The following is a 23,414-nucleotide window of genomic DNA, read 5'->3' on the forward strand; positions in this document are numbered from 1 at the left end:
CGCGATGAACAAGGGGTCAAACATGAACGTGGCTGCCGCGGCGGCCGCGCCGGAAGGCGCGCCCACCGGAATCAGGGCGACAGGAGGGACGACGGCCGGGGCGGCAGGAGGGACGCAAGGCAGTCCCCAAGGACGCCCGAACGTGCTGTCCCTGTCGATCAAGGACCAGGCGGGCCTGTATGCCGCCTACATGCCGTTCCTGGCGCGCGGCGGCATCTTCGTGCCCGCCAACCGTGCCTTCCGGCTGGGGGAGACGGTGTTCCTGGTGCTGTCTCTGCTGGACCGGCCGCAGCGTTTCCAGATCGCCGGGCAGGTGGCATGGGTCACGCCGCCGGGCACGCCGATGAAGACCCCGGGGGTCGGCATCCATTTCCCCGACGACGACAACGGCCGCAATCTGCGCCGGGCCATCGAGGAAATCCTCGGCAAGGCGATCGTGTCGGGGCGGCCCTCGCAGACCTTGTAAGCTTGTCAGCGGGCCGCCACGATGGCGGCCCGCCGCCTCACCGCCTCACCTTTGCTTTCTATGACGCAAGCCGGCTTTACCATGCTTACCATGCGTATGGCGCGACAGGACGACCCGGCCGCCATCGCCGAGATCCACAACGGCACCGTGCCCGCGCGCATGGTGACCGCCGGCACCGAACCGGTCAGCGCGGCTTCGCGCCAGGCCTGGTGCGAAGCGCAGCTGTCGCGCGCCGCGCTGCCCGGCAGTGTCGAGCGCGACCTTCTTATCCCCGGCCACCGCCTGATGGCGGACTGACCAGCGCCTGTTCATCATGTTCGTCGATTCCCACTGTCACATCGATTTCCCCGACCTGTCTGCGCGCCTGCCCGAGCTGCTGGAGAACATGCGCGCCAACCAGGTGTCGCATGCCCTGTGCATTGCCGTCACGCTGGAGGATTTCCCGCGTGTGCTCGCGCTGGCCGAGCAGCATCCCAACCTGTACGCCTCGGTCGGCGTGCACCCCGACTACGAGGAAGGCGAGGAGCCCACGCTGGAGCGCCTGCTCGCGCTGTCGGCGCACCCGCGCGTGGTCGGCACCGGCGAGACCGGGCTGGATTACTACCGGCTCAACGGCCGCAGCATTGCCGACATGGAATGGCAACGCGAGCGTTTCCGCACCCATATCCGCGCCGCGCGCCAGACCGGCAAGCCGCTGATCATCCATACCCGCTCCTCGGCCGACGACACCCTGCGCGTGATGCGCGAAGAGGGCGCGCGCGAGGCCGGCGGCGTGATGCACTGCTTCACCGAGACCTGGGACATCGCTCGCCAGGCGCTGGACGAGGGCTTCTATATCTCCTTCTCCGGCATCGTTACCTTCAAGAGCGCGGCCGATCTGCAGGAGACCGCGCGCAAGGTGCCGCTGGACCGCATGCTGATCGAGACCGATTCGCCGTACCTGGCGCCGGTGCCCTACCGCGGCAAGACCAATGAACCAGCCTGGGTGCGCCACGTGGGCGAGTTCATCGCCAAGCTGCGCGGCGTGCCGGTGGAAGAGGTGGCGGCGCAGACCAGCGATAATTTCTTCCGCCTCTTCAAGCACACTAAAAGGAATCCCGATGCCTGACCTGAAGATATTCCGGCGCGCCGTCGGCGCCATGCTGCTGACCGGCTCCCTGGTGGCCTGCGCCACCGCCACGCCGGTCGACGACATGCGCAAGGCCGTGGTCTTCGACGACGTCAACGCGGTGCAGAAGCTGCTGGCGCGCGGCATGGACCCCAACCAGGTGGATGCCAAGGGCGATCCGATGCTGGTGGTGGCGGTGCGCGAGAAGTCGGCCAAGGTGATCAAGACGCTGTCGGCCGCCAAGGCCATCGACTTCGACAAGGCCAATGCCGCCGGCGAGACGCCGCTGATGATGGCCTGCCTGCTCAACGAGCCGGACGTGGTCAAGCTGCTGGTGGAGCAGTACGAGGTCGAGATCAACAAGACCGGCTGGACGCCGCTGCACTACGCGGCGACCAATGGCAACACCGGGATCGTCAAGTACCTGCTCGACCATTCGGCCTACATCGACGCCGAGAGCCCGAATGCCACCACGCCGCTGATGATGGCGGCGCGCGGCGGCCATATCGAGACGGTCAAGCTGCTGCTCGACGAGGGCGCCGACATGCGCCTGCGCAACCAGCAGGGCATGACGGTGATCGATTTTGCCGAGCGCTACCACCAGGACGAGATCGCCGCGGGCCTGAAGTCGCGCTGGCAGAAGCTCTATCCGGACCTGCCGATGGCGGCCCCTGCCAAGGCGGGCGCCGGCAAGTAAGGCATGGCGCCGCCCGGCCGGCGGCTCACAGATCGTCGGCCAGGCGCAGTCCCGTGAACTGCCAGCGCTGGTGCGGGTAGAAGAAGTTGCGGTAGCTGGCGCGGATGTGCGATTCCGGCGTGACGCAGGACCCGCCGCGCAGCACCATCTGGCCGCTCATGAACTTGCCGTTGTATTCGCCCACCGCGCCGGCCTGGGGCCGGAAACCCGGGTAGGGCAGGTAGGCGCTGCCGGTCCATTCCCACACGTCACCGAACATCTGCCGCAGCACGCCCGAGGTATTCTGGCGATCGGGCAGCGGCCGCAGCGCATGGCTTTCCGCGAAGTTGCCGGTGGCCGGCAGCTTCTGCGCCGCGTGTTCCCATTCGGCCTCGGTCGGCAGGCGCCGGCCGGCCCAGCGGGCGAAAGCCTCGGCCTCGTAGAAGCTGATGTGGGTGACCGGGCTGTCGGGGTCCACCGGATGCATGCCGCGCAGGCTCATCTGCCACCAGGCGCCGTCCCGTTCCTCCCAGTACAGGGGTGCCTGCACGCCCTGTTCGCCGACCCAGCGCCAGCCGTCCGACAGCCACAGGCCGGCGCTCTGGTAGCCGCCATCGTCGATGAACTCGCACCATTGCTGGTTGCTGACCGGATGGGAGCAGAGCTGGTAAGGCACCAGCAGCACGCTGTGGCGCGGTCCCTCGCAGTCGAAGGCGAAGTCGTCGCCGGCATGGCCGATCGACGCCACACCCCCTTCGAAGGCGATCCACTCGGGGGCCGGGCGCGGATCCGCGACCACCGCCGCTGCCAGTTCGTGCGCATAGGCCGGGCGCAGCGGATTCTGCGCGAACAGGTGCAGGATGTCGGTCAGCAGCAGTTCCTGGTGCTGTTGTTCATGATGCAGGCCCAGTTCGATCAGCGCCGCCTCGGCATCGGTCTGCGCCGTCGCCAGCAAGGCCGTCATGGCGTCATCGACCGCTTCGCGGTAGGCCAGGACTTCATCCAGCGTGGGGCGTGTCAGCAGCCCGCGGCGCGGGCGCGGATGGCGCGCGCCGACCGCCTCGTAATAGGAGTTGAACAGGTAGCGGAAGCGCTCGTCGTAGGGCGCGTAGCCAGGCAGGCGCGCGGCCAGCACGAATTCCTCGAAGAACCATGCGGTGTGGGCCAGGTGCCATTTGGCCGGGCTGGCATCCTCCATCGACTGCACGGTCGCGTCGGCATCGCTGAGGTCGGCGGCGAGCGTCTCGGTGGCGGCGCGGATATGCCGATAGCGCGCCAGCAAGTGCGCTTCGTGCGGCGGAGGGATGGCGCTGGCAGGCAACAGGGCGGATGGCATGCGGGCTCCCGGACTCGGACTTGGCTGAGGGCCAGCGGCAGAAGCGATGGCCGCCACGGCCAGGCCGCTGTAACGAAGGCGCGCAGCGCCCGCCGCGTGCGGGCGCCGTGCCTGGAACGGACGCTGGATTGCCTGCTGGGGTGCGCCGCGGCAGGCCCCGCCCGTGATGCCGGCGGGGCAGCGGCAGGCGCGCCGCCGTCTCTTGGCTCCATCATAGACGCGATCCCCCGCGACCGCGAGCCGCGGTGGCGGGGGATCGGAGAGGGGTGCGGCTGCCCGGAGAGGGCCGGCGCGTGCCGGCCGGGCGGCAGCTGCTGGCGTCAGGCAGCTGCTGGCGTCAGGCAGCCAGCGCGGCGCCGTCGTTCAGGGCCTGCACTTCGGTGCGGGCGGCGGCGATGCTGGCCTCGCGGGCTTCCGGGCCGAAGGCCAGGCCGTGGGCGCGGACGAAGGTGATGTCGGTGATGCCGAGGAAGCGCAGGACCACGTCGACGGTCTGTTCGTGCAGGTCGAGCTTCGAATCGTCCTGGCGCACGCCGCCGCGCGAGGACACTACGATCACGCGCTTGCCGCCGGCCAGGCCGACAGGGCCGTTCTCGGTGTAGCGGAAGGTGCGGCCGGCCTGCGCGATGCGGTCGATCCAGGCCTTGAGCTGGCTCGGGATGCTGAAGTTGTACTGCGGCACGCCGATCACCAGTACGTCGGCGGCGAGGAATTCAGCCAGCCAGGTTTCGGTACGTTCGAGTTCGGCTTGTTGCACCGCGTTGAGGCCGTCCTTGGGGCCGCCCAGCACGGGCAGCAGGTTGCCGGACAAGTGCGCGGGTGCGTCCTGATCCAGGTCGCGCACGGTCAGCTTGGCGTCCGGGTGGCTGGCACGCAGGTCGGCCACCACCTTGGCGGTCAGGCTGCGCGAAACGGAATGGTCGCCGAGGACGCTGGAATCGATTTGCAGGATGTTCATGATTTGGCTCCACAAGGTGGTCGGGGTTGGATGTAGGAAAGATAGAGCCTCGCCATTGATGCCGGTAGTGAGGCAAAATGGAAATTATTGTTCTATCAATGGAACGGGAAGCCAGGCTGACCGGGGAGAGACGAGGCATGAGCCGACGAGGAGCCGACCAATGCAGGACCTGAACGACCTGTCGCTGTTCGCGCAGGTGGTGCGCCATGGCAGCTTTTCCGCGGCCAGCCGGGCTACGGGCGTGCCGAAATCGCGCCTGAGCCGGCGCATCGCGCAACTGGAGAAGGAACTGGGGATGCAGCTGCTGCGCCGTACCACCCGCCAGGTCCGCGTGACGCCAGTGGGCGAGGCCTACTACGAGCGCTGCAATGCCATGCTGAAAGAGGCGGAGGCAGCACGCGAGGTGATCGAGCTGGCACGGGAGCAGCCTGGCGGGACCTTGCGCGTCAGTTGCCCGGTGCCGATCGCACAGAGCCTGCTGGCGCCGGCCATCGGCCGTTTCATGCAGGCCAATCCGGCGGTGCGCATCGAACTGGAGGCCACCAACCGCCGCGTCGACGTGATCGGCGAAGGCTTCGACCTGGCGCTGCGGGTGCGCGAGGTGATCGATGATTCCAGCCTGGTGGTGCGCACCTTCGGCGAGAGCCCGGTGATGCTGGTGGCCAGCCCGCGCCTGCTCGACGGGATCGGGCGGCCGCGTACCCCGCAGGCGCTCAATGGCGTGCCGGGAGTGGGGCAGCAGCCGCATGACGGCAAGCATGTATGGACGCTGTCCTGCGCCGACGGCCAGTCGATCCAGATCAGCTACGATCCGCGCCTGGTCACCGACGAGTTCGCGGTACTGCGCGAGGCGGCCATCGCCGGTGTCGGCGTCGCCATGCTGCCGCGCATGTTCTGCCGCGAAGCGATCGAGCACGGCGATCTGGAACTGCTGCTGCCGCAGTGGGCGATGCCGGTCGGCACCCTGCACGCGGTATTCTCTTCACGCAAGGGCATGACTCCCGCGCTGCGCCGTTTCCTGGATTTTCTGGCCGAAATCCTGCCGGAGACCGCATACCGGGCCGGCATGCAGCCGATCGGCGGGCCGCCGGGCATGCACCGCCCCATCGATACCTGAGACGTGGCGCCGCCACCACGCTGCGACGCCGGCGTGGGCGCCTGGCGTCTTTACCTTCACGCCATGCCGCATTAAGGTACAAGGGCGTCTGTCAGCGTGCGCCCGCGAGCGCACGCCGGCCGGCGCCAACCGGTCCATCGCCGCCCTGAGCGGGCAAGGAGAGCAGGCCATGAGCAGTTCGCAAGCTTCCCAGGATCTTGGCAAGGCGGTGCTGCGCATCGTGCTGGGCGCGCTGATCCTTTGCCACGGCATCAGCAAGCTGATCAGCGGGCCTGGCTTCGTCGTGCAGATGGTGCAGCAGGCGGGTTTGCCGCAAGCGGTGGCCTACCTGGTCTATATCGGCGAGGTGGTGGCGCCGATCCTGCTGATCCTTGGCATCTGGACCCGCCTGGCGGGCCTGGTCGTGGTGATCAACATGCTGTTCGCGCTGGGCCTCGTGCACATGAAGCAGTTCGGCGAGATGTCGCCCACCGGCGGCTGGGCGCTCGAACTGCAGGCGCTGTACCTTGCCGGCGGAGTGGCCGTGTTGCTGCTGGGCGCCGGCCGTTTCAGCTTCGGCGGGGCCGCGGGGCGCTGGAACTAGTGCGCGCTGGCGGCCGGGCCGTTGCGCGCACAGCTTGTGCGGGTGCTCTGACCGGGCCTGCCCGCCCGGCCATCGAGCCGCCGATCGGGCCGCCCATCGACTAGGACCTTCCGCGCATGCTCGGGCGCCTCCCTGATCGAACGGCAGATCGTTTTGTGGAACCGGTCCCGTGCCTGTGTCGCGGTGCCAAGCACCCCCTCACGTTTCCCGCATGACCAGGATTCGCACACTGTCGGGGTGGGTCTGGCTCATCGACACGGCATTCGGAAACAGCGGCCGCCCCAGCCGCGCCAGTGCGTCCCCAGGCGGCATTTCCACCGCCAGGCGCCTATCGCAGGCGATCGCCAGCAGCATCGTCTCGTGCCGGCGCACGGGTTTCGCAAGGTTGTGCGCCAGGTCGTCGGCAATCGGCGGTCGGCGGTCGGCGCCGGCGCGGTGACCTGTACGACGCCGCGCGCTTGCGCCGCCTTGGCGAGCGTCCGGTTGCAGGAACTGAGGGCAGTGGCAAGCCCGAGGTTCACCCCTCCGGCGGTTACCAAGTGTGCAAGTGTGCCATTTCCGATGGGGAGGCCTGTACCAGATGCGGCCCACGCCAGGGTAGCGCTTGGAAAATGCGGGTACCGTATGCCGCAGCCGACCCGGCGGCTCTCCGCGGGCAGGTCGAGCGTGCAGGGAGCATTCTTTCGCCAGCATTCCGAGACGTGGCAGCTTCCGGCAATATGGCAAAATCTGCTGCTTTTTTTGCAACGAGAGATGCACACCGAAGAGCACGGTTCCGGCTGGAGGCATTCCGAGTACATGCCGGGGGAGACCAAGCAATCGATCGTCACCCGCTCACTGCGCTACACGCCGATCGGAATCTCCAGGGTCCGCAGTGATCACCGTAATTCCGGCCTCACTGACCGCTACGAACATGAGCATGCTTACCTTGCGGTTCTCCAGCTTCGTCCATTTGGTGAGCAGCGGCTTTGGGTGGCTGGCAAGGAGGCCCCGTATATCGAATATGGCGCAGGATACCTGGCCATCCACGATCTCGAACGCCTGTGGATGGCGGATCTGATCGGTCCCTATGACTGCATGCAGTTCTATATACCGCAGAGCGCTCTTCGAGAGACTTCCGCGGATCTGGGCATCAAGGAGGTGGAGCACCTCCGCTGCCCGCCGCACTTGAGTGTCGCAGACCCCGTTGTCCATCAGCTGAGCCTCGCGCTGCTTCCTGCCCTTGAACATCCCGAGCGGGCATCGACGCTTTTCGTGGACCACATGGCCTTGGCCTTGCGGGTCCATCTCGTCCATTACTACGGGGGGGTGCACGTCGCCAGCCGGAAGGTGCATACGCGCCTGGCGCCGTGGCAGGAGGCTCGAGCGAAGGAGATGATCATGAATAACCTGGAAGGCGACATCTCGCTTCAGCTGCTGGCAGAAGCGTGCAACTTGTCGCGCGCGCATTTTGCTCGGGCTTTCCGCAGTTCTACCGGCATGCCGCCCCACAGATGGTTGGTGCTCCAGCGCGTGGAGCGGGCAAAACAACTTCTCGAGAAGCCGGCGTTCCGGCTCGGCCAGATCGCCCTGCTATGCGGATTCGCGGATCAAAGCCACTTCACCCGGACGTTCACCAGGCTCGTGGGCACGAGTCCCGGGGAGTGGCGCCGCTGCCGGGGCCACTAGGCTGGCCGAAGCTGCGAGGAAAGCCGGCCATCCGCCGCCGTAGCGGCGAGGACGAAACCGGCCTTCACCTGTACTGCCAGCACGGCCAAAGGACCGAAAATGGCAGCTTAGGCGTTCAGGAAGGCGAGCAGGTCGACATTGACCTGATCGGCGTTGACCACGCACATGCCGTGCGACGCTCCCGGATAGACCTTGAGCGTGCCATTCTTGAGGATCTTGGCCGAGAGGCGGGCCGAATTGTCGATGGGCACGATCTGGTCGTCGTCACCGTGCAGGACCAGCGTCGGCACGGTGATTCTCTTCAAGTCCTCGGTGTAGTCCACTTCCGAGAACTCCTTGATGCAGGCGTACTGGCCCAGGATGCCACCGGTCATGCCCTGCGCCCAGAAGGCATCGATGGTGGCTTGCGAGACCTTCGCGCCGGGCCGATTAAAGCCGAAGAATGGCGTGGCCAGGTCTCTATAGAACTGCGAGCGGTTTTCCGCCACGCCCTTGCGGATACCATCGAATACTTCCATCGCCAGGCCGTTCGGATAGGCCGCGGTCTTGAGCATGATCGGCGGCACCGCGCCGATCAGAACCGCCTTCGCCACACGTTTCGTGCCATGACGGCCGATGTAGTGCGCCACTTCACCACCGCCGGTGGAGTGGCCGACCAGCGTTGCGTCCTTGACGTCGAGCGCATCCAGCAGCGCGGCCAGGTCGTCGGCGTAGGTGTCCATGTTGTTGCCCTGCGCGGGCTGGTCCGAACGTCCATGGCCGCGACGGTCATGGGCGATCACGCGGAAGCCGTGCTGCACCAGGAACAGCATCTGGGCGTCCCAGGCGTCGGCATTGAGCGGCCAGCCGTGCGAGAACACCACCGGGCGGCCTGCACCCCAGTCCTTGTAGAAGATGCGCGTGCCGTCTTTGGCCGCAACGTAGTGGTCCTGCTTCGTGGCACGGCTGCCGGCTGGCGCGGATTCCGCGGCGGTGGGCGTCAGGGCGGCAATAGAAGCCACTGACGCGGCCGCGACGCCGACGGTGCTGCCGACCAGCAGCTGCCGGCGCGAGGTATGGATGTGTTGACCTGAGTCCTGGGTGTCTTCTTTTTGCATGGTCAGGGCCACCTGTAGGTTGGCTCGAAATCCTGGATGAATGAGATGGATGAGATGGCTGGACACCGGCACCACGCCGTTGAGGCGTGGGCTGCCGGCGGCGCGGCGATCAGCGTGCCGGCACCGGCGCGATGGACTCGTGGGTGGTGGCGGTGCGCTGGGGTGCCTTGTGCACCATGGTGTAGGCATAGTCCACGCCCATGCCGTAGGCGCCGGAGTGCTCCTTGACGAGCTGCATCACGGCGTCGTAGGTGTCGCGGTGCGCCCAGTCGCGCTGCCATTCGAGCAGTACCTGCTGCCAGGTCACGGGCACCACGCCGGCCTGGATCATGCGCTGCATGGCGTAGTCGTGGGCTTCCTTGCTGGTGCCGCCGGAGGCGTCGGCCACCATGTAGATCTCGTAGTCGGTGTCATGCATGGCCGACAGGGCGAAGGTGAGGTTGCAGACCTCGGTCCACAGGCCGGAGACGACGATCTTCTTGCGGCCGTTGGCGGCCAGGGCGTCGCGCACCTTCTGGTCGTCCCAGGAGTTCATCGAGCTGCGTTCCAGGGTCTTCTGGCCGGGGAAGACATCGAGCAGTTCGGGGTAGGTGAAGCCGGAGAAGGACTCGCTCTCGACCGTGGTGATGGTGGTCGGGATATTGAAGATCTTGCCTGCCTTGGCCAGGCCCACCACATTGTTCTTCAAGGTCTGGCGGTCGATCGACTGGACGCCGAACGCCATCTGGGGCTGCTGGTCGATGAAGATCAGCTGGCTGTTCTGCGGGGTCAGGACTTCAAGCTTCGGGTTCGACATGGAATGGCTCCTGTTGCGGACGAGAATAGGGTTGCTGCCGGCACGAGCTGTTACGGCAGCGCCGTGTCGGGGCGGCCCGGGACAGGGGCCGACGATCGGTGTCTTCGTCCGGATGGCAACCTGGAGCGAGCATAATGGGCGCTGTCGTCAGCGCCCATTGGCACTTCGTGTTAGTCGACCGCTGCCTTGGTCTTATCGAGACGCCAGGCGATTGCGTCAGAGAAACCGTCCCCGAGCGGCGGTGCCTCAAGGTCGCGGGTCAGGCGCAACGCGCAGCCATCGCACGGCGATGGCGAGCCTTGGCAACGTCGCCTGCGGCCCGAAGGCGCTGTCGATCGGGGGACTTTCGCATGAGGCGGTGGATCAGCGTCTGCTCAGGACGTCACCGACGAAGGCATCCTCCGACAGCGGCCGCGACCACAGGTAGCCTTGGCCGACAGGACAGCCAAGCGCCAGCAGCGCTTCCCGCTGGGCCTCGGTTTCCACGCCTTCCGCGACGCACTCGAGGTTCAATTCGCGCGCCAGCGCGATCATGCTGCGGCAGATCAGCGCCCGCTGGCTGTTGCCATCGACGTTGCCGACGAACGAGCGGTCCAGCTTGATCTGCGTGAAAGGCAGGTCGGCAAGCAGCTTGAGGGTGGTGATGCCGACGCCGAAATCGTCCATGGCCACGCCATAACCCATCAGGCGCAGCCGGTTGAGCGCCACCGACAGCGTGACGGCGTCGTGCACGGGGAAGGTCTCGGTCAGTTCGACGGTGAGCAGCCCGCGCGGGATGCCGCTGGCGGCGACCTGGGCATCGAAGCGTTCAAGCATGCCGCTGCTGCATAGCGTCTGTGCCGAGGCATTGATGCTGAGCGGCACGCTGGCGCCGCCGGCTTGCAGGCGGGCCTGCACCGCCAGGCAGCGCTCGGTGACCAGCGAGAAGATGGCGTCGGTCTCGCCAAGCGCTTCGAGCCGCGCGATGAAGTGGTCGGGCGGGACCAGCCCGAAGTCCGGGTGCTGCCAGCGGCACAGAGCTTCCGCGCCGGCCAGGGTGCCTGTGTCGATCCGGACCTGGGGCTGCAGCAGGATGAAGAAGCCGCTTCGCGTGCGCAGAGCGTCCAGCAATTGCCGGTCGTCCGGCAGCTCAGGCGGTGCGCCGGACGCATCCTGGCTGCGCAGCGCCACGGCATCCTGCAGGATGCCGTCGAGCGATTCCGCGCACAAGGGCTTGCGCAGGGCATGCACGCGCGGCAGCCCGATCGCGCCTGCCAGGTCGGCATGCGAAGCCAGGATGCCCTCGTCGACGGCGCTCATCCACGACCAGGCCGGCGCCCGTCCGGCGAAGGCCTGCGCCCCGCGCCGGCTCAGTTCGCTCATCAACTGCGGCCCGTTGAGGCGAGGCATGTCGATGTCGCACAGCACAAGGTCGAAGGGCAGGGTGGCCAGCAGGTCGACGGCTTCGCGGCCGTCCGCGGCACAGCGGACGTCGGTAACGCCGAGGCGCTGCAGCAGGAGCTCGGCTGCGGCGCGCTGGAAGGGGTGGTCGTCGACGACGAGGACGGCAAGGGTGGCGTAGGGGTTCGGCATGGGGGAGGGATGGGCCGGCGCCGCGGGCGGGGTACCCCCCCCGGCGGCGTTGTCGTAGCCTCTATTCTGCGATATTTCATACCCAGCATAGGCGAGGTCCGGGCAGCCGCCTGCCTATACCCGCTACAATCGCTGCCCGTAGTTCTGAAGAAGACAAGGTAACGATGGTGTTAGGCTGGTTCGGATTCTCCATCCTGTGGCTGCTGCCGCTGCTCTGGCGCCTGGGCGCCCGCGCACTGGCGCGTGAGCGCGTGTTCGGTCCCGGTTCGCTGCGCGTGGCCGTCGGTACCTCGATCGTGCTGTGCGCCAGCGCTTCGCTCGAAGCGCTGACGGCGGCGCAGGGCAGCGAGACCGGCGGTGGCGCCGCCGGCCACGCGCTGGCAGGGCTGGCCAGCCATGCGGTTGGCTGGACCGGCGCGCTGCTGCTGATGCTCGGTGTGCTGGCGCTGGCCGCGCCGATGGTGTTCGGCGAAAGCTGGCGCAGCCTGTTCCTGCGCCAGCCCAGGCCCGCGCGGGCCGAGCCGGACGAACGGCCGGGGCCCGCGCCGCGCGAGCCGGACTACCGCGAGTCCGGCAATGCGGGCGGCTATGTGCCGTCGGCGGCAGATCGCGCGCCGGGCTGGAACGAACCGACGCAGCGCCACAAGAGTTTCGAGGCGGTCTCCGCACGCCGTCAGCCGGTCTGGCAACCGCCGCCGCGCACGCGCGAATCGCCGCCGCAGCCGGGTGAGATCTGGCTGCAGCAGGCGCCATCGCCTGGTGCCCCCGGCACCGGCGAGCGCGCCGCGGCAGGTGGGGTTGCACCCGGAGTGCGCGCGCCTACGCGGCTGAAGCCTGCCGCACCGCCGACTTCCCAGGCTGCGGCCCCGGCTGCCATAGGTGCCGCGACCGCACGCGCGGCGCTGGCGCCGCGCAACGCGGCGGCTGCGCAAGTCCAGGGCCAGGCGCGCAAGCCGGCGCAGACTGCCCAGCCTGCGCGGGCGTCGCAGGCGCCGGCAGCCGGGCAAGCCGCCAAGGCTCCGATCACCCGCCCGGCGCCGACGACTGCGCAGCCCGCCACGCGCGGCACCGTGGTGAGCAGTCCCTTCCACCAGCCTCAGCTCGGCCTGCAGGGCCGGGCCACTACCCTGCCCGGGGCGCAGGCAGCGTCCGCGGCAAGCACCGCCAGCGGCGCGGCTGCCTCGGCCGCTGTTGCTGCGGCGGCAACGGTGGCAACGGCCGAGGCGCCGGCTGCGGACCGCATGGCCGAAAGCCAGGTCCCCGCCGCTGCCGCAACGATAACCACCGCCGCGACCACTGCCGCTACCAAGTCGGCGAGCGACGCGTCCGATGGTGCGGCCGCGCCTGAGAGCCCGGCGGGCCAAGGCGAGCCGGTCGGGCAGGACACATCCCCGGCGACCGGTGCGGCCGGCACCGGGTCCGCAGGCCAGGCTGCCGCGGTACCGGCAGCACCAGACGAAGGCGCGGCAGCCACCGACGATGGTCCCGCCTTGCCCGACCCCGCTGCCCTGGCTGCCATCCGCCAGGAGGCCGAGACCCTGCTGGCAGAACTGCGTGCGCTTGCCGCCGGATCGGGGCAGCCACATCCGGTGACCGCGCAGCCGCTCCCTCATGCCGACAGCATGGTGTCCGCGCCGGTGCCGGCGGAGGCCACGGCGGCGGAGCCGGCCGTGACGCCGGAAGCGGCTGCCGTGACACTCGGGCCGGCCGAGGCACCGGTGGTGATCGAGCCGATCCTGCCGGACGGGATGGCGGCATCCGTCGAGGCGCCGCCGGCCACGACTGCCGATGCCGTCGCCAGCGCGGCGCCGGGCGGGGTAGGCGAGGCGGACAAGGCAGGCGTGGTGTCGCCGCCGGCTCCGGAACCGGAACCGGCGCCGGAGCCTGTCGCAGTCGACAGCACTACCGCACCGGCAGTCGTGTCGGCGTCAACCGAGCCGGTATCCGCCGAAGTGCATCCCGACGCGCAGACGGCGCCGGCGGCGGCCGATGCGGCTCCGGCCGACCCGCACGAAGCAGCGCAGATGCCGGCCGTCATCGACGCGGCCGCGCAGGCGCCGGATCCGGACGACGCCGTAACCGTGCTCGATCTGCTGCCAACGATGGCTGCCGAGAATGCGACCACGGCGGGCGTCGCGATGGCCGACCAGATGCTGGCGGCGGAAGCCGAAGTGGCGCTGGAGGCCGAAGCGGCCGAGCAGGCGCTCGAGGCGCCGGGCGCTACCGCAGAGCCAGTCACCGAACCCGCCGCGCAACAAGCCGCGGAACAAGCCGTGGAACAAGCCGCGGGAGCGCACGCGGCCGAACAGGCGGCGCAAGCCCCGGCGCCGGCGGATCCGGCCGAAGCACCCGAGGCGGCCGAGCCGTTGGCACCGGTAGACGCGGCCGATCCGATGGCGCAGGCCACCGGCGATGAAGCAGCCGATGTCGCAGCGGCCGAAGACGAGGCCGAAGACGAGGCCGAAGACACGGCCGAAGACACGGCCGAAGATTCCACCGCCGATGCGGCCGGCAACGAGGAGGCCGAACCCTTCGACGCCAATGCCCTGCTGAGCCAGGCCAGCGCGCCGGCCGGCAAGCCGCGCATCGTGCTGCCGGCCGTGGTGGGACGGGTGGTCTCGCTGCAACCGCCGGCGCCGCCGGTGCCGCCGCCCCCTCCCGCGCCGCCCCGCGTGGTCGACTACCGCCTGCCGCCGGCGGAGCTGCTGGAAGCCGCCGGCGATGATATCGAGCACGTGCCGCAGGCGCGCCTGGACGAGACCCGCGGCCTGATCGAGCAGCGCCTGGCCGAGTTCAAGGTGCCGGTGGCGGTGGTCGGTGCCTCGGCCGGGCCGGTGATCACGCGTTTCGAAGTCGAGCCGGCGATGGGCGTGCGCGGTGCGCAGGTGGTCGGCCTGATGAAGGACCTGGCGCGCGCGCTGGGCGTCACCTCGATCCGCGTGGTCGAGACCATCCCGGGCAAGACCTGCATGGGGCTGGAGCTGCCCAATGCGAAGCGCCAGATGATCCGGCTGTCCGAGGTCGTGCGTGCTGCCTCCTTCCAGTCGCACGCCTCGCGGCTGGTGCTGGCGATGGGCAAGGACATCACCGGCAATCCGGTGGTGACCGACCTGGCACGCGCGCCGCACCTGCTGGTGGCGGGCACGACCGGCTCCGGCAAGTCGGTGGCGGTCAACGCCATGATCCTGTCGATGCTGTACAAGGCCACGCCGGAAGACGTGCGCCTGATCATGATCGACCCCAAGATGCTGGAGCTGTCGGTCTACGAGGGCATCCCCCACCTGCTGGCGCCGGTGGTCACCGACATGAAGCAGGCCGCGCACGCGCTCAACTGGTGCGTGGGCGAGATGGAAAAGCGCTACCGCCTGATGTCGGCGCTGGGCGTGCGCAACCTGGCCGGCTACAACCAGAAGATCCGCGCCGCGGCGGCGGCCGGCGAGAAGGTGCCCAATCCGTTCTCGCTGACGCCGGATGCGCCCGAGCCGCTCAATCCGCTGCCGCTGATCGTGGTGGTGATCGACGAACTGGCCGACCTGATGATGGTGGCCGGCAAGAAGATCGAGGAGCTGATCGCGCGCCTGGCGCAGAAGGCGCGCGCCGCCGGCATCCACCTGATCCTGGCCACGCAGCGTCCCTCGGTGGACGTCATCACCGGCCTGATCAAGGCCAATATCCCCACGCGCGTGGCCTTCCAGGTCTCCTCCAAGATCGATTCGCGCACCATCCTCGACCAGATGGGTGCCGAGACGCTGCTGGGCCAGGGCGACATGCTGTTCCTGCCGCCGGGCACCGGCTATCCGCAGCGCGTGCATGGTGCTTTCGTGGCGGACGATGAGGTGCACCGCGTGGTCGAGCACTGGAAGCAGTTCGGCGAGCCCGACTACGACGAGACCATCCTCGCCGGCGACGCGCCGGAGGGTGCCGCCGACCTGTTCGGCGAAGGCGGGCAGGGTGGCGACGGCGAGAGCGATCCGCTTTACGACGAAGCCGCGGCCTTCGTGCTGACCTCGCGCCGCGCCTCGATCTCGGCGGTGCAGCGCCAGCTGCGAATCGGCTATAACCGCGCGGCCCGCCTGATCGAGCAGATGGAGGTGGCGGGCCTGGTCTCGCCGATGGGCCGCAACGGCGCGCGCGACGTGATCGCGCCCGGCGGTGGCGACTGAGTGAGCGGAAGGCAGCGATCGGCCGGCCGGCGCGCCGGCCCGGGGAGAGCAAGCGATGGACGCAGACCAGGGCAACCTGTTCGCCGGCGTGCCGGTCGGCGCGGCCGATGAAGTGTTCACGGCGCTGCTGGAGCGCCGCGGGCTGAAGATCGAGCGCATCGTCTCGAACGGGCAGGCCAGCCCGCCGGGCTTCTGGTACGACAGCCAGCAGGAGGAATGGGTGCTGCTGCTGGAGGGTAGTGCGGCGGTGCAGATCGAAGGCGAGGCCGCGCCGCGCCTGCTGCAACCCGGCACCTGGCTGCGCCTGCCGGCACATTGTCGCCATCGGGTCGCGTGGACCGAGGCCGGTCGGCCGACGGTCTGGCTGGCGGTGCACTACGACGGGTGCTGAAGCGGCCGCCTTCTCAGCCGCGGGCGCGCAGCTTGTCCGGATTGCGCACCAGGTAGACGCGCGCCAGGCGGCTGTCGGCCCGCCAATGCAGCGCGGCCGCCAGCGCCAGGCCGCCGCCGGCGTCGCGTACCACGAAGCCCGGGTTGCCGTTGATCCGCGCGCGCCGCATCACGCTGGCCGGTTCGCGCCGCCGCCAGGCATCGAACAGACCGCACAGCAGGCGTGCCACCGTGACACCGCCATGCACGGGGCGGGGAATGGCCGCCGCGCGTCCGCCGCCGTCGCTCATCAACTGGATGTCCTCGCACAGCAGTGCCGCCAGGGCATCCGGATCTCCCGCCTGCAGTGCGTGCTCGAAGGCCTGCATCAGGGCTTCCGTGCTGGCATGGTCCAGTTCGCAGCGCACGTAGCCACGCCGGACGTGGCTCCTGGCCCGCGCGGCAAGCTGCCGGCAGGCCGCGGCATCGCGGCCCAGGCGGGCCCCCACCTCCTCGAAGGGCAGGTCGAAGACGTCGTGCAGCAGGAAGGCCGCGCGCTCGAGCGGCGTCAGGCGTTCGAGCGTCAGCAGGAAAGCCGTGGAGACATCCTGCGCATAGGACAGGCGTGCCGCGGGATCCGAGCTGTGCGGATCGTCCGGCGCGAGCAGGTCCGCCTGCTCGATCACCGGCTCGGGCAGCCACACGCCCACGTAGTGCTCACGCTGGCGCCGCGCGCTGCGCAGCTGGTCGATGCAGGCATGGGTGGCCATGCGGGTCAGGTAGGCGGCGGGCTCTTCCAGGCCGGCCAGCGAGGTGCCCTGCCACTGCAGCCACAGCGCCTGCACCAGGTCCTGCGCCTCGCTGCGCGAGCCGAGCATGCGCCAGGCCAGCGCCAGCAGGCGGGCGCGCTGGGCTTCGAAGAGGCCCAGATGCGCATCCGCTGCCCCGGCCAGCGGCGTGCTCATCGGCTGGCTCCTGCTTGCTGCCGGCGCGCCATCTCGCGCCAGGCGGAGAGTTCGGCGACGACGCGGCCGGGCTGGTCGACGTGCAGGTAGTGGCCGCTGCCCTCCAGTACCACGCGTGGCACGCCGGCTTCCCGCGCGATGCTTTGCTGGTTGGCTTGCCAGGCGGCGCGCATCGCGGCATCTTCCAGTCCGGCGGGAAAGTCACGCATCACGTCGCTGCTGAGCACCAGCGTAGGCACGTGCGGCAGGGCGGGCAGTTGGCGCGCCTGCTGCAGTACCGTGTCGAAGCCCGCGTTCTCCTCGCGCAGGGTGCGGTAGTGGCGTGCCGAGAAGGACCAGGCCACGGCGCTGGCGCGCGTGCCGGTGGGCAGGCGTGCGGCCACCAGCGATGCCGGCAGGCCGAGCCAGCGCGTCAGCCCGAACGGCGCCAAGGCATCGCTGAGGGCAAGCAGGCGGTCGAGGCCGCTGCGGAAGCGGGCATAGCGCTCGGGCGGGAACTGCGCGGCGTAGTCGCGCCCGACCGCGTCGATCAAGGCGAGTCCGGCCACATCGGCCGGATGCTGGCGGGCGTGCATGCCGGCCAGCAGGCCGCCCATGGAATGGCCGGCGAGCAGCCAGGGCGGTGCTTCGCCGGCGGCGCGCAAGGCCTGGCGCAGGTCCGCCACGGCATCGAGGCCGAGGCGTGGCGACGAGGCCGCATCCGACCAGCCGTAGCCGGCCCGATCGTAGCTGCAGACCCGGCCGCCGGCCGACAAGCGATCCTGTACCCAGGCCCAGTCCTGCGACCAGCCGGCCATGCCGGCTTCCAGTATCAGCGTGGGGCTTCCCTGCCCGGTGCAGTGCAGGTGGATGGACCTGCCGGAGACCGCCACGCGCTGGCCAGGCGGCGGCCAATGCGTGGCGATGGCGCCATCCTGCCGCTGCTGCCAGGCCCGGCTGCCTGCAGCGAGGACGGCAAGGGCGCAGGCGCCAGCGACTGCGGCGGCTGTGCGGACAGCGCGGGTGCGCCAACGGGGAGCGGGCCGCCGCGTCGGCGGCGGGGTGGCAAAGGCGGGCGATCGGGTCATGGATTCGGGTACCTGGGAGGGATCGGAGCGGTGCCGCCGGCACCTGTGCCGGCGGCCTCGTCCCGCTGTCTGCCGCAACGATGCCGCTGCGACACCCTGATGACGGATCAGCCGCGCCCGATGTGACATCGAACCGTCAGGCGGCGGCATCCGCGCCCCCCGGCTCCTCTCCCCGCCCCATGCGCTGGCCTGCGTCAGCGGGCCGGTGCCGGAAACACCGGCTCGCCCAGGTTCAGCATCAGCCGGTTGGCCCAGGCGAAGATGGCGATGGAGTGGACCAGGTCGAGGATCTCCGCCTCGCCGATGCCGGCCTGGCGCAGCGGCACGAGGTCGTCGGCGCCGACGCGGTCGGGGCGTTCCGTCAGGGCGATGGAGAAGGCGCTGATCGCCTGCTCGCGGGCACTGGTGCCGGCCGTGCGCGGGTCCTCGAACACCTGCACGATGGCGTCGTTGCGCTTGGCGAGCTGTTCGAAGCGCTGCGCGTGCACCGAGGCGCAGTAGACGCAGCCGTTCAGGCGCGATACCACCGTGCTGGCCAGCTCGCGCTCGGCGCGCGGCATGCCGCCGGGCGCGTACATGATGGCGTTGAAGGCGGTCGAGCGCTGGCGCAGGATCTCGGGCTGGTGGACCAGGAACAGGTAGTAGTCGGACACCTTGGCCTTCGGATGGCTCTCCTCCAGCACGGCGATCTGCTCCGGCGTGGCGCGTTCCAGCGCCACCACGTCCAGCCACGCTTTCCAGTCCAGCACCTCGTTGGTGAAGCCGTGGCGCTGGATCACCGCGCCCGCCACGCTGGCCGGCACCGGCGCCGCCGCAACGAAGGCAGGTGCCGGCGGGATCTCGCGGCCCGCCAGGGCCTTCATGGCCTTCAGCCCCGCCACCAGGCGCACCTGGTAGGACAGGAAGGCGATCAGCTGCGCCAGCGTGACCACCTCCGGCGTCGACAGGCCGGCGGCCGGCAGGGCGCGCAGCGCCGCCGCGTCGCCCTCGACCGGGCGCTCGATCAGCTTGCGCGTGAAGGCCAGCATGGCGCCCAGGCGGCCGCTGGCAGCTTGCGCGGTGGCCTCGGCATCGCCCTCGGCGACGGCCTGCACCAGCTTGGGCTCGGCGCCGGCCTGCTGCAGGCGGGCGCGGTAGTGGGCGGCCAGCTCGGCGCTGGGCGTCAGGCGCGCGGCATACAGCGCCACCAGCAGCCGCTCCGGCAGCGTCAGGCCGGGCAGGGCGGGATCGAACAGGCCGGCATAGCTGCCCTGGGTGGCCTCCACCACCTTGGCGCGCGCGTGGCGCAGCGTATGCGTGGCGCTGCCGGCTTCGAGGCCGGCGAGGTGGTCGACGAGATCGGGGGAAGCGTTGTCTTGGCTCATGGCGGTGTTTGTGGTGGTGTCTTCTGCGTCTCGAATGCAAGGTCGGGGATACCGTCTCACGCCGGCCGGCGCGTCGACGACGATGCCGCGGCAGCCTTGGCCGCCACGGCACGCACCAGGAAGGCGTGCACGCCGCTCCACGAGCCCTCGTCGGCGGCGGCGTTGGCGGCCGGCGTGCCGCCGGTGGTGCTGATGCGGCCGGAGACCGGATGGGCGTAGACCATCTGCGTGGTCGGCACGTAGGGGAACAGGATGGCATGGCCGGCGGCCGCGAAGTCGAGGTGGGCGACTTCGTGCGGATGGCCGTGCGCGGCCAGGCGCTCGGCCACCATGCGCGAGTACAGGCTCGACGGCCAGGAGCCGTCGTCGGTGCCCGACAGCAGCATGACCGGACCGCGGATCCGTTCCACGGCGATGCGGGCGCGTTCCACCGCGTCCGGGTCCTGCAGCGCGGTCAGGATGGCACGTTCATGCCGGTGCGGTGCCGGGCCTTCGTCGTACGGTGCCCAGGTGGCCGTGCGGTTGTGTTCCCACAGATGGGGAAGCGGCTTGCCGCCCAGCAGCCAGGCCGCGCCCTCGCGCCCGATGGCGGGATCGGCGGCGTTCTGCGCGCTGTGCACCACGGCGCCGGGTACGTAGCCGACCACGGCCGAGACCAGCTCGGGGAAGGTCGCCCCCAGCAGCAGCACCAGCTCGCCGCCGCGCGACTGGCCGGACAAGGCGACGAAGCCGTGGGCCGGGCGCAGCCTGGCGTGCATCCAGCGCAGGCCGCGCTCGAAGTACTCCAGCGGCGTGTTGGAGATGTAGTCGGACAGCCCCGGCGCCTTGAAGTAAGCCAGCGCCAGCGCGGCATAGCCGTGCGAGGCGTAGAGCGCGGCGCGCGGCTCGTTGATGCCGCCGCCGGAGCCGTTGAGGATCATCACGGCCGGGTGCGGGCCCGGGCCCGGCGGCAGGTAGAGCGTGCCCACCAGCCCGTCCTCGCGCAGTTCTTGCCGTGTCACGCCGGACGCCGCCAGGCGCTGCACCAGTTCGGCACGGGCCTCGCCGCCGCCGGCCTCCGCCACCAGCTGCGTGCGCAGCGGCTCGGTGGTGTCGGCATGGAACAGTTCACGGCTGGGTACGTCGAGCGGGCACTGCGACCACAGCAGGCCCATCGGTGCCACGCCTGCGTAGCTGCCCGACAGCGGCGCGTCGCGCCCCAGGTCGACGGTGCCGTCGCCGTCGGCGGCGAAGACCGCCTGGCTGGCCCAGACGACGCCGCGGCCGCGCGTCGTCTGGGCGGTCAGCGTGACGTGCTCGCCGGCACGCAGCCCGTGCACGACGATGTGGCGGGGTTGGTCGATCAGCGCATCGGCCGGGGTGACCTCGAGCACCGGTTCCTGCAGGCCGCCTTGCCTCATTTGCCGGCTCCCGCGCTGCGCGTCACCATCATGGCGACGGTACGGTCGCTGGTCATGGGCGCCACCTTCAGGCCCTTCTTGGCGGCCCAGATGTTCTGGTAGTGGTAGAGCGGCAGCACGCCGGCATCATCGCTGACCGCCTTGGCGGCGCCGCGCAGGATGGCCTCGCGCCGGGCCGCATCGAACTCGGCGGTGGAAGCTTCCAGCGCCTTGTCCACGGCGGGATTGCTGTAGTGGCCCCAGTTGGAGGCGCCCAGGCCCTTGGCGGCATTGACGGTGGCGAGCACATTGACCATGGCGTAGCTGGCCTCGCCGGTGCCGTTGCCCCAGGCGAGCATGCTGACGGCGTATTCGTTCTTGTTGGCGCGGCCCGAGTAGACCGACCAGGGCACCACCTCCACCTGTGTCTTGACGCCGATGCGGGTCCAGAACTGCGCCACCGCCTGCGCGGTCTCGGGGCCCTGCGGATAGCGGTCGTTGGGCGCGTGGATGGTCAGCTTGAAGCCGTCCTTGTAACCCGCCTCGGCCAGCAGCGCCTTGGCGCGCGCCGGGTCGTAGGCGATGTCCTTGACCTCCGGGTTGTAGCCGAAGGTGCCGGCCGGCATCCACTGGTTGGCCACCGTCGCGGTGCCTTGCAGGATGCGGTCTACCAGCGCCTTGCGGTTGATCGCCAGCGTCAGGGCCTGGCGCACGCGCACGTCGGTGAGCGGGTTCTTCTCCAGCGGCTTGCCGGCGTTGTCGGTGATGTAGGGGTTGGGGCCGGGACGGAAGCTCGGCTGCAGCAGCATCACGCGCAGGCCCGGATAGGCGTAGACGCTGACGTTGGGCGCTTGCTTCAGCTTGGCGAGGTCGGCCACCGAGACCTTGTCGATCACGTCCACGTCGCCCGACAGCAGCGCCGCGGTGCGCGCCGCGCCATTGTTGATGTAGCGGTAGTTGACCTGCTGCCAGAGCGGCTTGGCGCCCCAGTAGCCGTCGTTGCGCGCCATCATCACGCGCTCGCCCGGGACATAGGAGACGAACTTGTACGGGCCCGTGCCGACCATGGCACGGCCGGCGTTGTAGTCCTCGGTGGCGGCCTTCTCGCCCACGTGCTTGCTGACGATGTGCACCGACGCCAGGTTCAGCGGCAGGTCGGGGTTGGCGATGCGGGTGCGGATGCGCAGCGTGTAGGGATCGGGCGCGCTGACCGACTCGACTGTGCGCAGGTAGCCGGCGAAGGGCGCCACGCTGCCCGGCACGCTGCGCGCGCGCTGGTAGGAGAAGATCACGTCCTCGGCGGTGAAGGGCTTGCCGTCCTGCCACTTCACGTCGCGGCGCAGCTTGAACTCCCAGGTCTTGTCGTCGAGGGCCTTCCACGACTGGGCCAGGCCGGGCTGCAGCTTGTTGTCGCGATTCTCCACCAGCAGGTCCCAGAAATGCAGGTCGACGGAGCGGTCGCCGGCATGGTTGTTGAGTTGCGGGTCGAGCGAGGACAGCGGGTCGGCGAAGCCGATCGACAGCGCTTGGGCGCCGGCATGGCCGGCGCAGAGCAGGGCGGCGGCGGTGGCAATGGCGATGGCGCCGGTGGCGCGCAGCAGGCGATTCATGGGGCGGACTCCGGTTGCGGGGGCGTGTTGGGTGGCGTGGCGGATCGTGGATGGCGAACGGCGCGGCATCAGGTGGCGTCGTTCAGGTGGCAGGCGGACAGGTGCTGCACGGCGATGCCGCGCAGGCGCGGCACTTCGACGCGGCAGCGCGGCAGCGCATGCGGGCAGCGCGGATGGAAGTGGCAGCCCGAGGGCGGCGCCAGCGGGCTCGGGATCTCGCCCTGGATGGCGGCGAAGGTCTTGCGGCGCGCATCCAGGCGCGGTACCTCGGCCAGCAGCGCGCGTGTATACGGATGGTTGGCGCGCGCGAAGATCTCGCGCGCCGGCGCGCTTTCCACCACGCGCCCGAGGTACATGATGACCACCCGGTCCGACATGTGCTCGACCACGCCGAGATCGTGGCTGATGAACAGGTAGGTCAGGCCGAGCTGCTCGCGCAGGTCGAGGAAGAGGTTCAGGATCTGCGCCTGGATGGACACGTCCAGTGCCGCCACCGCCTCGTCGCAGACCAGCAGTTCAGGCTGCACCGCCAGCGCGCGGGCGATGCCGATGCGCTGGCGCTGGCCGCCGCTGAACTGGTGCGGATAACGCTGGCGCAGCGCCGGATCGAGCCCGGCGCGCTGCAGCTGCGCGCTGACGTAGTCGTCGAAGCCGGCGCCGTCGACCAGCCCGTGCAGGCGCGCGCCCTCGCCGACGATGCGGTCCACCCGCAGGCGCGGGTTCAGGCTGGCGTACGGGTCCTGGAAGATCATCTGCACCTTGAGGCGCAGCGCGCGCCGCGCGGCGGCGTCGAGCGTTTCCAGCGGGCGGCCGCGGTAGCGGATCTCGCCGGCCGACGGCGGCATCAGGCCGGCCACCATGCGGCCGAGCGTGGACTTGCCGCAGCCGGATTCGCCGACCAGCCCGACCACCTCGCCACGCCGGATCTCCAGGTCGACCCCGTCCACCGCGTGCGTGACCGGTGCCGGCGCCGACCAGCCCGCGCCTTGCAACCAGCGCTCGAGCGGGCCGGCGCGGCGTTCGCCGAAGCGCTTGGCGATCCCGCTCAGGCGGACCAGTTCTTCGCTGTCGGGCCCCGGCGCGGCGGCCGGGGCATGTGCTGCCGTACTTGCCATGTCCT

At 69.8% G+C, this 23,414-nt stretch carries 21 protein-coding genes; 9 read left to right on the forward strand and 12 right to left on the reverse strand.

What is annotated here, in order from left to right:
- The first annotated feature begins 22 nt into the window (after positions 1–22).
- From BKK79_RS01595 to BKK79_RS01610, 4 genes are all read left to right on the forward strand, one after another.
- Positions 23–466: a PilZ domain-containing protein gene (locus BKK79_RS01595; RefSeq protein ID WP_071012796.1), complete on the forward strand. Its 444-nt coding sequence runs from the start codon at positions 23–25 to the stop codon at positions 464–466.
- Positions 467–547: 81 nt separating this feature from the next.
- Complete coding sequence (locus BKK79_RS42110; RefSeq protein ID WP_335582908.1) at positions 548–763, forward strand: hypothetical protein; 216 nt, start codon at positions 548–550, stop codon at positions 761–763.
- A 16-nt stretch (positions 764–779) separates the two neighbouring features.
- On the forward strand, positions 780–1,574 hold the full coding sequence (locus tag BKK79_RS01605) for a TatD family hydrolase (protein ID WP_071012793.1): 795 nt from the start codon (positions 780–782) through the stop codon (positions 1,572–1,574).
- On the forward strand, positions 1,567–2,271 hold the full coding sequence (locus tag BKK79_RS01610; RefSeq protein WP_084084394.1) for an ankyrin repeat domain-containing protein: 705 nt from the start codon (positions 1,567–1,569) through the stop codon (positions 2,269–2,271). Before BKK79_RS01605 ends, BKK79_RS01610 begins: the two co-directional genes overlap by 8 nt.
- A gap of 25 nt (positions 2,272–2,296) precedes the next feature.
- Here the strand turns inward: BKK79_RS01610 and egtB are convergent, their stop codons facing one another.
- Positions 2,297–3,586 (reverse strand): ergothioneine biosynthesis protein EgtB, encoded by a 1,290-nt coding sequence (egtB, locus tag BKK79_RS01615; protein WP_071036924.1) that lies wholly within the window; start codon positions 3,584–3,586, stop codon positions 2,297–2,299.
- 337 nt (positions 3,587–3,923) lie between these two features.
- Positions 3,924–4,544 (reverse strand): FMN-dependent NADH-azoreductase, encoded by a 621-nt coding sequence (locus BKK79_RS01620; protein WP_071012790.1) that lies wholly within the window; start codon positions 4,542–4,544, stop codon positions 3,924–3,926.
- Positions 4,545–4,704: 160 nt separating this feature from the next.
- Here BKK79_RS01620 and BKK79_RS01625 point away from each other — a divergent pair, with 160 nt between their 5' ends.
- Complete coding sequence (locus tag BKK79_RS01625) at positions 4,705–5,661, forward strand: LysR family transcriptional regulator (RefSeq protein ID WP_071012789.1); 957 nt, start codon at positions 4,705–4,707, stop codon at positions 5,659–5,661.
- Positions 5,662–5,830: 169 nt separating this feature from the next.
- The gene (locus tag BKK79_RS01630) at positions 5,831–6,244 is read left to right on the forward strand and encodes a DoxX family protein (protein ID WP_071012787.1); all 414 of its coding nucleotides are present in this window, start codon (positions 5,831–5,833) and stop codon (positions 6,242–6,244) included.
- 198 nt (positions 6,245–6,442) lie between these two features.
- Here the strand turns inward: BKK79_RS01630 and BKK79_RS41050 are convergent, their stop codons facing one another.
- On the reverse strand, positions 6,443–6,598 hold the full coding sequence (locus BKK79_RS41050) for a hypothetical protein (RefSeq protein ID WP_197523909.1): 156 nt from the start codon (positions 6,596–6,598) through the stop codon (positions 6,443–6,445).
- A gap of 270 nt (positions 6,599–6,868) precedes the next feature.
- On the opposite strand from BKK79_RS41050, the gene BKK79_RS01635 reads away from it, so the two are divergent.
- A complete protein-coding gene (locus tag BKK79_RS01635) occupies positions 6,869–7,912 on the forward strand; it encodes an AraC family transcriptional regulator (protein ID WP_231907908.1) in 1,044 nt (347 codons plus the stop codon).
- 107 nt (positions 7,913–8,019) lie between these two features.
- Here the strand turns inward: BKK79_RS01635 and BKK79_RS01640 are convergent, their stop codons facing one another.
- The 3 genes from BKK79_RS01640 to BKK79_RS01650 form a co-directional block, all read right to left on the reverse strand.
- Positions 8,020–9,009 (reverse strand): alpha/beta fold hydrolase, encoded by a 990-nt coding sequence (locus BKK79_RS01640; protein ID WP_084084832.1) that lies wholly within the window; start codon positions 9,007–9,009, stop codon positions 8,020–8,022.
- A gap of 109 nt (positions 9,010–9,118) precedes the next feature.
- Positions 9,119–9,805 carry a hydrolase gene (locus BKK79_RS01645; RefSeq protein WP_071012785.1) on the reverse strand — a complete coding sequence of 229 codons (687 nt, stop codon included), beginning with the start codon at positions 9,803–9,805 and terminating at the stop codon, positions 9,119–9,121.
- Positions 9,806–10,168: 363 nt separating this feature from the next.
- Positions 10,169–11,377, reverse strand: coding sequence for an EAL domain-containing response regulator (locus BKK79_RS01650; protein WP_071012783.1), 1,209 nt, complete (start codon positions 11,375–11,377; stop codon positions 10,169–10,171).
- Positions 11,378–11,541: 164 nt separating this feature from the next.
- Here BKK79_RS01650 and BKK79_RS42045 point away from each other — a divergent pair, with 164 nt between their 5' ends.
- On the forward strand, positions 11,542–15,540 hold the full coding sequence (locus tag BKK79_RS42045; protein ID WP_084084396.1) for a DNA translocase FtsK 4TM domain-containing protein: 3,999 nt from the start codon (positions 11,542–11,544) through the stop codon (positions 15,538–15,540).
- A 55-nt stretch (positions 15,541–15,595) separates the two neighbouring features.
- Entirely contained in the window at positions 15,596–15,931 is a 336-nt protein-coding gene (locus BKK79_RS01660) for a cupin domain-containing protein (RefSeq protein ID WP_071012782.1), read from the forward strand.
- A 13-nt stretch (positions 15,932–15,944) separates the two neighbouring features.
- Here BKK79_RS01660 and sigJ read toward each other — a convergent pair whose 3' ends face one another.
- The 6 genes from sigJ to BKK79_RS01690 all read right to left on the reverse strand — a co-directional run bounded on the left by sigJ (position 15,945) and on the right by BKK79_RS01690 (position 23,409).
- Positions 15,945–16,874 (reverse strand): RNA polymerase sigma factor SigJ, encoded by a 930-nt coding sequence (gene sigJ, locus BKK79_RS01665; protein WP_071036925.1) that lies wholly within the window; start codon positions 16,872–16,874, stop codon positions 15,945–15,947.
- Complete coding sequence (locus tag BKK79_RS01670; protein WP_198173300.1) at positions 16,871–17,941, reverse strand: alpha/beta fold hydrolase; 1,071 nt, start codon at positions 17,939–17,941, stop codon at positions 16,871–16,873. Before BKK79_RS01670 ends, sigJ begins: the two co-directional genes overlap by 4 nt.
- A gap of 194 nt (positions 17,942–18,135) precedes the next feature.
- Positions 18,136–19,305 carry a CMD domain protein gene (locus BKK79_RS38680; RefSeq protein WP_083384060.1) on the reverse strand — a complete coding sequence of 390 codons (1,170 nt, stop codon included), beginning with the start codon at positions 19,303–19,305 and terminating at the stop codon, positions 18,136–18,138.
- A gap of 56 nt (positions 19,306–19,361) precedes the next feature.
- The gene (locus tag BKK79_RS01680) at positions 19,362–20,705 is read right to left on the reverse strand and encodes an acyl-CoA thioesterase/bile acid-CoA:amino acid N-acyltransferase family protein (protein ID WP_071036927.1); all 1,344 of its coding nucleotides are present in this window, start codon (positions 20,703–20,705) and stop codon (positions 19,362–19,364) included.
- Entirely contained in the window at positions 20,702–22,294 is a 1,593-nt protein-coding gene (locus tag BKK79_RS01685; protein ID WP_071036928.1) for an ABC transporter substrate-binding protein, read from the reverse strand. The genes BKK79_RS01680 and BKK79_RS01685 overlap by 4 nt, the downstream gene beginning before the upstream one ends.
- Positions 22,295–22,362: 68 nt before the next feature.
- Positions 22,363–23,409 carry an ABC transporter ATP-binding protein gene (locus BKK79_RS01690; protein WP_071038386.1) on the reverse strand — a complete coding sequence of 349 codons (1,047 nt, stop codon included), beginning with the start codon at positions 23,407–23,409 and terminating at the stop codon, positions 22,363–22,365.
- Between the last annotated feature and the right edge of the window lie 5 nt (positions 23,410–23,414).

It is taken from the genome of Cupriavidus sp. USMAA2-4 (assembly GCF_001854305.1).
GTDB classification, from domain to species: domain Bacteria; phylum Pseudomonadota; class Gammaproteobacteria; order Burkholderiales; family Burkholderiaceae; genus Cupriavidus; species Cupriavidus malaysiensis.

Coding starts and splice junctions, on each gene's coding strand:
- BKK79_RS01610 (WP_084084394.1), top strand. CDS start 1,567: ATGCCTGACCTGAAGATATTCCGGCGCGCCGTCGGCGCCATGCTGCTG.
- BKK79_RS42045 (WP_084084396.1), top strand. CDS start 11,542: ATGGTGTTAGGCTGGTTCGGATTCTCCATCCTGTGGCTGCTGCCGCTG.
- BKK79_RS01660 (WP_071012782.1), top strand. CDS start 15,596: ATGGACGCAGACCAGGGCAACCTGTTCGCCGGCGTGCCGGTCGGCGCG.
- BKK79_RS01685 (WP_071036928.1), bottom strand. CDS start 22,294: ATGAATCGCCTGCTGCGCGCCACCGGCGCCATCGCCATTGCCACCGCC.
- BKK79_RS41050 (WP_197523909.1), bottom strand. CDS start 6,598: ATGCTGCTGGCGATCGCCTGCGATAGGCGCCTGGCGGTGGAAATGCCG.
- egtB (WP_071036924.1), bottom strand. CDS start 3,586: ATGCCATCCGCCCTGTTGCCTGCCAGCGCCATCCCTCCGCCGCACGAA.
- BKK79_RS01635 (WP_231907908.1), top strand. CDS start 6,869: ATGCCGCAGCCGACCCGGCGGCTCTCCGCGGGCAGGTCGAGCGTGCAG.
- BKK79_RS01605 (WP_071012793.1), top strand. CDS start 780: ATGTTCGTCGATTCCCACTGTCACATCGATTTCCCCGACCTGTCTGCG.
- BKK79_RS01690 (WP_071038386.1), bottom strand. CDS start 23,409: ATGGCAAGTACGGCAGCACATGCCCCGGCCGCCGCGCCGGGGCCCGAC.
- BKK79_RS01630 (WP_071012787.1), top strand. CDS start 5,831: ATGAGCAGTTCGCAAGCTTCCCAGGATCTTGGCAAGGCGGTGCTGCGC.
- sigJ (WP_071036925.1), bottom strand. CDS start 16,874: ATGAGCACGCCGCTGGCCGGGGCAGCGGATGCGCATCTGGGCCTCTTC.
- BKK79_RS01625 (WP_071012789.1), top strand. CDS start 4,705: ATGCAGGACCTGAACGACCTGTCGCTGTTCGCGCAGGTGGTGCGCCAT.
- BKK79_RS01650 (WP_071012783.1), bottom strand. CDS start 11,377: ATGCCGAACCCCTACGCCACCCTTGCCGTCCTCGTCGTCGACGACCAC.
- BKK79_RS01645 (WP_071012785.1), bottom strand. CDS start 9,805: ATGTCGAACCCGAAGCTTGAAGTCCTGACCCCGCAGAACAGCCAGCTG.
- BKK79_RS01680 (WP_071036927.1), bottom strand. CDS start 20,705: ATGAGGCAAGGCGGCCTGCAGGAACCGGTGCTCGAGGTCACCCCGGCC.
- BKK79_RS38680 (WP_083384060.1), bottom strand. CDS start 19,305: ATGAGCCAAGACAACGCTTCCCCCGATCTCGTCGACCACCTCGCCGGC.
- BKK79_RS01670 (WP_198173300.1), bottom strand. CDS start 17,941: ATGACCCGATCGCCCGCCTTTGCCACCCCGCCGCCGACGCGGCGGCCC.
- BKK79_RS01640 (WP_084084832.1), bottom strand. CDS start 9,009: ATGCAAAAAGAAGACACCCAGGACTCAGGTCAACACATCCATACCTCG.
- BKK79_RS42110 (WP_335582908.1), top strand. CDS start 548: ATGCTTACCATGCGTATGGCGCGACAGGACGACCCGGCCGCCATCGCC.
- BKK79_RS01620 (WP_071012790.1), bottom strand. CDS start 4,544: ATGAACATCCTGCAAATCGATTCCAGCGTCCTCGGCGACCATTCCGTT.
- BKK79_RS01595 (WP_071012796.1), top strand. CDS start 23: ATGAACGTGGCTGCCGCGGCGGCCGCGCCGGAAGGCGCGCCCACCGGA.